Source organism: Streptomyces sp. NPDC006197 (genome assembly GCF_040613865.1).
GTDB lineage: Bacteria > Actinomycetota > Actinomycetes > Streptomycetales > Streptomycetaceae > Streptomyces.
Map to the genome: position 1 here is coordinate 34265 of NZ_JBEXSZ010000064.1, position 8992 is coordinate 43256.

Annotated in this window: 10 protein-coding genes; 8 read left to right on the forward strand and 2 right to left on the reverse strand. The window is 73.6% G+C overall.

Going from position 1 to position 8992, the window contains the following annotated elements:
• Positions 1-98: 98 nt before the first annotated feature.
• The gene (locus tag ABZ318_RS20885; RefSeq protein WP_356903961.1) at positions 99-818 is read right to left on the reverse strand and encodes a Phenylacetic acid catabolic protein; all 720 of its coding nucleotides are present in this window, start codon (positions 816-818) and stop codon (positions 99-101) included.
• Positions 819-1270: 452 nt separating this feature from the next.
• Between ABZ318_RS20885 and ABZ318_RS20890 the strand changes: the two genes are divergently transcribed.
• The 6 genes from ABZ318_RS20890 to ABZ318_RS20915 all read left to right on the forward strand — a co-directional run bounded on the left by ABZ318_RS20890 (position 1271) and on the right by ABZ318_RS20915 (position 6339).
• The gene (locus ABZ318_RS20890) at positions 1271-2497 is read left to right on the forward strand and encodes a PLP-dependent aminotransferase family protein (protein ID WP_356903962.1); all 1227 of its coding nucleotides are present in this window, start codon (positions 1271-1273) and stop codon (positions 2495-2497) included.
• Positions 2497-3147 carry a hotdog domain-containing protein gene (locus ABZ318_RS20895; protein ID WP_356903963.1) on the forward strand — a complete coding sequence of 217 codons (651 nt, stop codon included), beginning with the start codon at positions 2497-2499 and terminating at the stop codon, positions 3145-3147. The genes ABZ318_RS20890 and ABZ318_RS20895 overlap by 1 nt, the downstream gene beginning before the upstream one ends.
• A gap of 84 nt (positions 3148-3231) precedes the next feature.
• Positions 3232-3663 carry a cell division protein SepF gene (locus tag ABZ318_RS20900; protein WP_123455883.1) on the forward strand — a complete coding sequence of 144 codons (432 nt, stop codon included), beginning with the start codon at positions 3232-3234 and terminating at the stop codon, positions 3661-3663.
• A gap of 508 nt (positions 3664-4171) precedes the next feature.
• Positions 4172-5332, forward strand: a complete 1161-nt coding sequence (locus tag ABZ318_RS20905; RefSeq protein ID WP_356903969.1) for an ATP-binding protein — start codon at positions 4172-4174, stop codon at positions 5330-5332.
• Entirely contained in the window at positions 5329-5724 is a 396-nt protein-coding gene (locus tag ABZ318_RS20910; RefSeq protein WP_356903964.1) for a nucleotide pyrophosphohydrolase, read from the forward strand. Before ABZ318_RS20905 ends, ABZ318_RS20910 begins: the two co-directional genes overlap by 4 nt.
• A gap of 126 nt (positions 5725-5850) precedes the next feature.
• The gene (locus tag ABZ318_RS20915) at positions 5851-6339 is read left to right on the forward strand and encodes a DUF6099 family protein (RefSeq protein WP_356903965.1); all 489 of its coding nucleotides are present in this window, start codon (positions 5851-5853) and stop codon (positions 6337-6339) included.
• A 98-nt stretch (positions 6340-6437) separates the two neighbouring features.
• On the opposite strand, the gene ABZ318_RS20920 is transcribed toward ABZ318_RS20915, so the two are convergent.
• Positions 6438-6653 (reverse strand): hypothetical protein, encoded by a 216-nt coding sequence (locus tag ABZ318_RS20920; RefSeq protein ID WP_356903966.1) that lies wholly within the window; start codon positions 6651-6653, stop codon positions 6438-6440.
• A gap of 245 nt (positions 6654-6898) precedes the next feature.
• On the opposite strand from ABZ318_RS20920, the gene ABZ318_RS20925 reads away from it, so the two are divergent.
• On the forward strand, positions 6899-7822 hold the full coding sequence (locus tag ABZ318_RS20925; RefSeq protein ID WP_356903967.1) for an LLM class F420-dependent oxidoreductase: 924 nt from the start codon (positions 6899-6901) through the stop codon (positions 7820-7822).
• A 13-nt stretch (positions 7823-7835) separates the two neighbouring features.
• Positions 7836-8792 (forward strand): homocysteine S-methyltransferase, encoded by a 957-nt coding sequence (gene mmuM, locus ABZ318_RS20930; RefSeq protein ID WP_356903968.1) that lies wholly within the window; start codon positions 7836-7838, stop codon positions 8790-8792.
• Positions 8793-8992 lie beyond the last annotated feature (200 nt).

The window sequence follows — 8992 nt, forward strand, 5'->3', positions numbered from 1 at the left end:
GGTCGCACCGGGGGCCGGGCGGCGTTCGGGCGCCTCGCCGTACGGGGGGCTGGGCGGCACGGGCTCTTGGACGTGCCGGAGGCCGGGCGCCGTACCGGCTACTCGGGGACCTTCAGGCCGAGGTTCTCGATCCTCGGCGTGACCTTCGCCCGCCAGATGTCGCGCGCCTCCCCGTTGGTGGTCTGCCGGAGACCGAAGCGGACCGCGAGCTTCGACCTCTCCGAACGCGCGCTGCCGAAGATCCGGTTGAATCCCGGCCACAATCGGTCGAGACCCCGCTGGAGTTCCTCACGGCCCTCCTCGGTGCGGGCGAGATTCCGGCAGACCCGCGCGCCGTGCGCGATGTGCACCTTCTCGTCGAGAATGATCGTGCGCACCGCCTCGGCCCACGGCTTGTAACTGCTCTGCGCGAATTCGGAGATCATCACCATGGCGGTCTCCTCGCCGATGTACGAGAAGATTCCGCGCTCCGCCCAGGTGGTGCAGGTGTGGAACTCGTGGCCGGCGAAGAGATCACGGTCGGCGAGCCGCTGCTGCTCCATGTATCCGGTGTCCACGCCGATGTCGGCCAGGACCCTCTTGCCGATCTTGTAGTGGTCGTACTCCTCGACGGCGCGTTCGGCGCACACCTGCCGTTCCTCGGCGTTCGGCGCGAGCGGCAGGAACACCTGGATGTAGTCGTCGGCGCCGGACAGTTCGCCCTCGGTGTTGACGATCATTCCCCGTACGGCGATCTCGCGGTAGTCCTCGGGCATGGCGAGGAATTCCTCGGGGGTGCGGACGACGACTGCCTCGTCGACGGGAACGGAAGATGCCATGGTGATCCACTCGCCTCGCTCGTTCGACTTGACCCGAAAGACCGCTGACATCGCGGTGGTGGAGCGGTCGAACGCTATCCACGGCACAGCCGTCCATCAATGAGACCGGGGACCGGAATGGCTGATTTCCCCGAGTCGTCCACGGCCTGCGGAGAACCCGATCAAGAACCGTCTGCGGCGCGTCGGACAAGACGGAGGAAGATCGCCCCACCCGCCCTTCCAGTGCCGACCAGCGAGAAAGGAAGAAGGAACCCCACCCTCCGAATTCACCGCCCACGGCCGGATATCCACGGCCCGCAGAGTGGCCGAATCAGGCCCGGTGCAAGTCCGGAGCAAGCCACTGACAGGGCGGGAATTCGCCCCGCGCGAGGCTCCGAAGAGTGTCAACTCGGCCACGCCCGGCGGCAATCGAACGACCTGGACACCGCCTTGAATCTCTATATGCTGGCGCCATGCTTTCTGCCGCCTCCGCGCCCGCGAACGCCACCCCCTCCACCTCCTCCGCGCCCGCGCCGGCCACCGCCTCCCGGCTGGCCAACGTCGCCTCGTCGCCGGTACGGGAGATCCTGGCGCTCACGGCACGGCCCGAGGTGATCTCGTTCGCCGGAGGCCTGCCCGCCCCCGAGCTGTTCGACATCGCGGGGATCCGCGCGGCGTACGACCGGGTCCTCGCGGAGAACCCGCAGCACGCCCTCCAGTACTCGACGACCGAGGGCGACCCGGACCTCCGCACCGCCATCGCCGCCCGGCTCACCGCGCGAGAACTGCCCACGGACGCCGACGACCTGCTCGTCACCACCGGCTCGCAGCAGGCCCTCACGCTCCTCACCACCGCGCTCGTCGAACCGGGCAGCGTCGTCCTCGTCGAGGACCCCTGCTACCTGGCCGCCCTGCAGACCTTCGGCTTCGCGGGCGCCCGCGTCGTCCCCGTCCCCACCGACGACCAGGGGATCATCCCCGAGGCCCTGGAGGAGATCGCGGCCCGCGAGAAGGCCACCCTCCTCTACATCGTCCCCACCTTCCAGAACCCCACCGGCCGCACGCTCCCCGCCGAGCGCCGCCACGCCGTCGCCGAGGCCGCCGCGCGGCACGGATTCTGGATCATCGAGGACGACCCGTACGGCGAACTGCGCTACGACGGCGAGCGCGTGCCCTGCATCGCCGCCGACCCCGCCGCGGCCGACCGCACGGTCCTGCTCGGCTCCTTCTCCAAGGTGATGGCCCCCGGCCTCCGGCTCGGCTACCTGCGCGCCCCCGCCGGGCTGCGGCGCGCCTGCGTGATCGCCAAGCAGGCCGCCGACCTGCACACCTCGACCATCGACCAGGCCGCGGCCGCGCGCTATCTGCGCGACAGCGACCTCGACGCCCACGTCGCCGTGATGCGCGCCGCCTACCAGGAGCGCAGGGACGCGATGCTCGAAGGCCTGCCGGGCGCCCTGCCCGAGGGCAGCCGGTGGAACAGGCCGGAGGGCGGCATGTTCATCTGGGTGACCCTCCCCGCGGGCCGCGACGCGACGGCCCTCCTGAAGACCGCAGTCAGCCACGAGGTGGCGTACGTGCCGGGCGCGCCGTTCTTCTGCGGCGAGCCGGACCCGGGCGCGATGCGGCTGTCGTTCACGACGCACTCGGCCGACGAGATCAGGGAAGGGCTCCGCCGGCTGGCGAAGAGCTTCGTCTGATGAGGGACACCGGGAGCCCCACGGCACGCGCGCAGGCGCCCCTTCCGGACGCGGGGAGCCCTGCGGCCCGCCAGCAGGCCCCCCTTCCGGACGCCGGGAACCCTACGGGCCGCCCGCAGACGCCCTCTCCGGACGCCGGGGGTTCCACACCCCGCCCGCAGGCGCCCTCTCCGGACGCCGGGGGTTCCACACCCCGCCCGCAGGCGTCCTCTCCGGACGTCGGCACGCTGTCGCCGGACGAGCTGAACGCGCTCGTCCAGCGGCAGTTCCCGGACTACGCGGCCTGCCGCGTCACCGACGCGAGCGGGACGCACCTGCTCATGGAGGCGGACGGGGCCCGGCTCCGCACCCGGCCCGGCGGCACGATCTCCGGCCCCGAACAGGCCGGACTCGTCGACCTCGCCGCCTTCCTCCTCATCAACGCCCGGCTCGGACGCCCCACGCCGATGGCGCTCACCACCTCGCTCCAGATCAGCTACCTCAACCGCCCCCGGCCCGGGCTGCTCCAGACGCACGCGCGCATGGCCAAGTTCGGCCGGCGTCTCTGCGTGGTCCTCGCCGAACTCAGGGACGAGGCGGGCGATCTGGCGGCCTCCGCCACCGTCACGTACTCCGTCCCGCCGGCGGCCGCAGGTCAGGGGACCGGCTGACCCGGAGCCGGGCGCCGACCGGCCCCGGGTCATCACCTCGTGTCGTTGTTGGGCCGAACGGGTGAGGGGCGGGAGGATGGACCCATGAGTAGGTACGAGAGGTACGACGTCACCGACGAGCAGTGGGAAGGCCTCGCCCAGGTCGTGCCCCTGCGCGGCCGTGACGAATGGCCGTCCAGGGTCGACCACCGCACGATCCCCGAGCAGTACGAATCCGCCGAGCAGCGCCGCATGGTCGTGCTCCGCGTGCAGGTCTTCGCCGACGCCCGTGAGGTCGCCGAGTACCTCATCGCCCAGATCCCGGTGCTCCTCGACCTGACGAGCGCCGACACCGAGGTCGCCAAGCGGATCCTCGACTTCAGCAGCGGCGTCGTCTTCGGCCTCGGCAGCGGGATGCACCGCGTCGACCGGAACGTCTTCCTGCTGGCCCCGGCCGGCACGGAGGTCGAGGGCGCGGAGGGCGAGGACGAGGAAGACGTCGTGGGCGGCAGGACCGCCGGCGTCCCCCGATCGTAGGAAGGTCATCTCGCCGTAACGGTTCGTCAGGGAATGATCTGCGTACGGTCCGGGCATGGACCTCACCGGCGGCTCCACGCTCGCCCGCACGTCAGACGCCCACTCCTCCGACGTCGTTCCTTCCCCGGTTCGCCCGTCCGCGGTCGACTCCACCTCAGCCGGCCCGTCCGTGGTCGGCTCTGCCCCGGACAGTCCGTCCGCGGTCGGCCCTGCCCCGGCCGACCTTCCATCGGTCGGCCTTCCGCCGGTGGGCCTTCCGCCGGTGGGCCTTCCATCGGTCGGTGCCCCTGTGGCCGGTGCCCCCGCGGTAGGCATCCCCGTGGTCGGCTCTTCGGGCGCCTCGTCTTCCGCCGCGCCCGCTTCCGCTGCCCGCGCTTCGGGGCCCTCGGGCCCCCGCGTGTCGGGCCCCCGCGTGTCGGGTCCCCGTGCTCCGGGACACCGCGCCCCGGGGCCCCGCGTCTCCGTCCCCGAGGCGCGGGGCCCGGTCGCGGCGGAGGGCCGGGTCGCGGTGGAGGGCCCGGTCGCGGCGGAGGGCCGGGGCGGGCCACTCGTCGCCCGGCCCGCCGTCACCGAGCTACGGCTGTCCGCGTTCGCCGGTCACCGTTCCGCCGTGCACGCGCTCGGACCGGTCACCCTCTTCACCGGGCCCAGCGGCAGCGGCAAGTCCACCGCCCTGCGGGCGTACGAGGCCCTGGCCAGGCTCGGCGCGGGCGACCCGCTCGACGAGGTGTTCCCCGACGCCGCCGACTGCGTCCCCGAGCGCGCCCGGCCCGACGCCCAGGGCCGGCGCGGCTTCCGGATCGGCTGCACGGTGGACGGACCCGAAGGCCCCGTCCACCTGGACCTCGCCGTGCAGGCCGAACCCCGGCTCCGGATCGTCGGCGAACGGCTCACCGGCCGGGGCCGCACCCTGCTCGCCACCGCGCTCCGCGACCCCGGCCGCAGCACCGTGCAGGCCGAGTGGCTCACGGCCGGCAACACCCCCGTCACCCGCGCCCCGTTCCCGGACGACCTGCTCGGCACGGCCCTCCTGCCCCTGCGGGTCGCGGGCAAGACCCAGGGACAACTGGAGGTCCTGGCCGCCGCCGAGCAGGTGGTCATCGGCCTGAGGTCCGCCTTCGCCTGCGACCCCCGGCCCGAGCGGATGCGGGCCCCCGTGCCGCCGGGCGAGGGGCGGCTGCGGCGTGGCTGCGGCAATCTCGCCGAGGTCCTGCACCGCACCCACACGGACTGCCCGCGCCGGCACCACCGCCTGGCCGCCGTCGCCGGAGCGGGCTGCGCGGGACCGGTCACCGGAGTCGGCGTGCAGGAGCTCCCGGAGGGCACCGTCCGCGCCGTCCTCGAGCGCGGCGGCCGGCCCGCGACCCCGCTCGGCCGCCTCGGCGACGGCGAACTGCGCTACCTGGCCCTCGCCCTCACGCTCCTCACCGGCCCCGGGGTCCTGGAGATGGACCGGATCGCCGAGGTGCCGGACGCCATGCAGAGCCTGACGCTGCTCGCCGACGGCCTGGACCGGGGGCTCGACGGGCGCCAGACGGGCGAACTCCTCCGGCTCGCGACGGGCATCGCCGCCGACGGACACATCCGGGTGGCGGGTGCCGTCGGGGAGCGGACGGCGGGGGAGGCGCGGCGGACGCCCGGGGTGACGGTGGTAGACCTGAGCGGGTGACGGACAACAACGACGTGGCGGGGTTGCAGCGCAGGCTGGCCGAGTTCGCGGCGGCCCGCGACTGGCAGCCCTACCACACGCCCAAGAACCTGGCCGCGGCCCTCAGCGTGGAGGCGGCCGAACTCCTGGAGATCTTCCAGTGGTTGACGCCGGAGCAGGCGGAGCACGTGATGGACGACCCGGACACGGCGCACCGGGTCGCCGACGAGGTGGCGGACGTGCTCGCCTATCTCCTGCAGTTCTGTCAGGTGCTCGGGGTCGATCCGCTGGCGGCGCTCGCGGCCAAGATCGACCGGAACGAGGTCCGATTTCCCGCCCGGAGGCGGGCCGGAGGGGGTGGGAACGGAGCCGCGGACGTCGACCCGGAGAAAGATCGTCACTCTTCGGAGTGATCAACTTGTCCCCGTCCGGCCTCCTGTCCCCAGATTTCCGATTTCCTCTGGCGTCGAGGCTCAGGCGGCCTCACTCTGGGTAGTGGACTGAGTGGGCAGTAAGTCGTACGAACGGGGGCGGCGTTGATGGAAGCGGAGCGACTCATCGCGCTCGGCCGGCAGGCGTTGGCGGAGAGCGGCACGGCACAGGACATCGTGGCGGAGGCCTGGCAGGCCCAGGCGCTCGCCCAGGCGATAGGGAGTCACCTCGCGCTCTGCGGACCGCTGGAGCTGCGCGGCGAGGCGCGGGGACTGAGCGAGGCCGGGGAATACCCCACCTGGGGCTCCGGCGGGCCGCGCGCGGGCCGTCTGACCGAAGTCACGGACCCCTGGGGAGCGTTGAACGCACTGGGGGAGCTTCTCGGGGAGGTGGGGATCGCGCTCGTGGGAGTGGCCTGCGCCACCGACGAGGAGGGGCTCTACTGGCAGTGCATCGAGGCGATCGACGCCGCCGACGAGTCGAGCGACCGGGTGCGCGGAATGCTGAGGCGCCTCGCCGTGCGCGACGGGGAGCGCGCCCGCCCGCCCGACCCCGCCCGAGGCCGAGCGGGCCCGGGGCGGGGCCCGTCGTGGTAGGGGTGCGCGGGGAGCCGCCGCTCCTCGCGGTGCTGCTCGGGCCGGTACTGCTCGCGCCAGTACTGGCCGGTGTCAGGGCCCTTGCGCTGCGGCTGCGGCTACGGCTGGGTCTCGGGGGCGGACTCGGAGGCGAGGCGGTCGGACGTGGACTGGAGATCGGCGTCCAGCTGGGAGAGGTCGGCGGAGAGCGCCGCCATCAGCTCCTCCATCTGCTGGAGCAGGCCCTTGGGGGCGCCGGCACCCTTCTGCTCGGGCACGGACTGCGACACCGGCTGTTCGGGCACGGCCCGCTCCGGCGCGGCTTCCTGGGACATGGCGGCCTCCTCGGCCCGGGCCCCGCCGCCGAGGACGGGACCACGAGAGAGACGCACCGGCAGCGGCCGCCGGCACGCGGGCCGGGCGGTCCGGCTCCGCCCGAGCCAACGACGGGTGCCGCGCCCCGGTCACTGGCCAGGGCGGACGCGGCCCGCCAGGGGGCCGGATATTCATCCGACCGAGTTGGAGCGGCCGAGGAGCTGACGGCGAGGTTGACACGCACCCGGCGGTGCAGGATGGAGGCATGGATCTTCGCATCTTCACCGAACCCCAGCAGGGGGCCGACTACGACACCCTCCTCACGGTGGCACGGGCCACCGAGGAGCTCGGATTCGACGCCTTCTTCCGCTCCGACCACTATCTCGGCATGGGGTCCGGTGACGGGCTGCCCGGCCCGACGGACGCCTGGATCACCCTGGCGGGCCTGGCCAGGGAGACGAAGCGGATCCGGCTCGGCACGCTGATGACGGCCGGCACCTTCCGGCTCCCCGGGGTCCTCGCCATCCAGGTCGCCCAGGTGGACCGGATGTCCGGCGGACGGGTCGAGCTCGGCCTGGGCGCGGGCTGGTTCGAGGAGGAGCACCGGGCCTACGGCATCCCCTTCCCGAAGGAGAGGTTCGGCCGCCTGGAGGAACAGTTGGCGATCGTCACGGGCCTGTGGGAGACCGAGGTCGGGAAGACCTTCAGCTACCACGGGGAGTACTACCAGCTCACCGACTCGCCCGCGCTCCCCAAGCCGGCCCAGGCCAGGGTCCCGGTGCTGATCGGCGGGCACGGCGCGAGCCGGACGCCGAGGCTGGCCGCGCGGTACGCGGACGAGTTCAACATCCCGTTCGCATCCGTGGAGGACAGCGAGCGGCAGTTCGGCCGGGTCCGGGCCGCCGCCGAGGCGGCCGGGAGGCAGGCAGGCGACCTGGTGTACTCGAACGCGCTGGTCGTCTGCGTCGGCAAGGACGATGCCGAGGTGGCCCGCCGGGCCGCCGCCATCGGGCGGGACGTGGACGAGCTCAGGGCGAACGGGCTGGCGGGTTCGCCCGCCGAGGTCGTCGACAAGCTCGGGCGTTACGCGGCGATCGGCTCCTCCCGGGTCTACCTCCAGGTCCTGGACCTGGACGACCTGGACCACCTGGAGCTGATCTCCGCCCGGGTCCAGTCGCAGCTGGGATGAGCGGGGTGATCCGATGAGACCGGTCCGTACGCTCGCCGAAGCCCTCGGGGCGGGGGTGCTCGTCCTCGACGGCGGGCTGTCCAACCAGTTGGAGGCGCAGGGCTGCGACCTCTCGGACGCGCTCTGGTCCGCTCGGCTCCTCGCCGACGGGCCCGAGCAGATCGAGGCGGCCCACACGGCGTACGTGCGGGCCGGTGCGCGGGTGCTGATCACCTCCAGCTATCAGGCCACGTTCGAGGGCTTCGCCCGGCGGGGCACGGGCCGGGAGGAGGCGGCGCGGCTGCTCGGCCGGAGCGTGGAACTGGCCCGAAGAGCGGGGGAAGGGGCGACGGGGGAGGGGGCGGGGGCGGGGCCCCCGGAGGAGGTGTGGGTCGCCGCGTCCGTCGGGCCGTACGGGGCGATGCTGGCGGACGGCAGCGAGTACCGGGGACGGTACGGGTTGTCCGTGGGGGCGCTGGAGAGGTTCCACCGGCCGCGGATCGAGGTGCTCGCCGGGGCGGCGCCGGACGTCCTGGCCCTGGAGACGGTTCCGGACGCGGAGGAGGCCGAGGCGCTGCTGCGGGCGGCCGAGGGGTGCGGGGTGCCGGTCTGGCTGTCGTACACGGTCGTCGGTGGGCGGACCCGGGCCGGGCAGGACCTGGCGGAGGCCTTCGCGGTCGCCGCGGGGAACGACCAGGTCGTGGCGGTCGGGGTGAACTGCTGCGACCCGGCCGAGGCGGGGGCCGCCGTGGAGCTCGCCGTGGCCGTGACCGGGAAGCCGGCCGTCGTCTACCCGAACAGCGGGGAGCGGTGGGACGCCCGGGCGCGGGGCTGGCGCGGGGACACGGCCTTCGACCCGGCCCGGGCCGCCGCCTGGACCGGAGCGGGAGCCCGCCTCGTCGGCGGCTGCTGCCGCGTCGGCCCGAAGACGATCGCCGCACTCGCCGACGTCCTGTCGACAGGGGACGAGACCTACACCGACACCGACTGAGCCGCGGCCCGAAGCGCGACCTCGCACGCCGGTGCCCGGGCCGCCCGGACCGCCTGTACCAGGCCGCCTGGATCAGGGTGCCCGAACCCGGTGGTCCGGACCGGTTGGTGGACGGCCCACCGGCTGGGCAACCCCCGTGGCAGATGGTGGGCGGGACTCGCCGCCACCCTCACCGCCATGATCGGCGTCACCTTCATGGG

What these genes read in the sequence shown, in the direction of transcription:
- ABZ318_RS20885 (WP_356903961.1), bottom strand. Translation starts at nt 818, where the DNA reads ATGGCATCTTCCGTTCCCGTCGACGAGGCAGTCGTCGTCCGCACCCCC.
- ABZ318_RS20890 (WP_356903962.1), top strand. Translation starts at nt 1,271, where the DNA reads ATGCTTTCTGCCGCCTCCGCGCCCGCGAACGCCACCCCCTCCACCTCC.
- ABZ318_RS20895 (WP_356903963.1), top strand. Translation starts at nt 2,497, where the DNA reads ATGAGGGACACCGGGAGCCCCACGGCACGCGCGCAGGCGCCCCTTCCG.
- ABZ318_RS20900 (WP_123455883.1), top strand. Translation starts at nt 3,232, where the DNA reads ATGAGTAGGTACGAGAGGTACGACGTCACCGACGAGCAGTGGGAAGGC.
- ABZ318_RS20915 (WP_356903965.1), top strand. Translation starts at nt 5,851, where the DNA reads ATGGAAGCGGAGCGACTCATCGCGCTCGGCCGGCAGGCGTTGGCGGAG.
- ABZ318_RS20920 (WP_356903966.1), bottom strand. Translation starts at nt 6,653, where the DNA reads ATGTCCCAGGAAGCCGCGCCGGAGCGGGCCGTGCCCGAACAGCCGGTG.
- ABZ318_RS20925 (WP_356903967.1), top strand. Translation starts at nt 6,899, where the DNA reads ATGGATCTTCGCATCTTCACCGAACCCCAGCAGGGGGCCGACTACGAC.
- mmuM (WP_356903968.1), top strand. Translation starts at nt 7,836, where the DNA reads ATGAGACCGGTCCGTACGCTCGCCGAAGCCCTCGGGGCGGGGGTGCTC.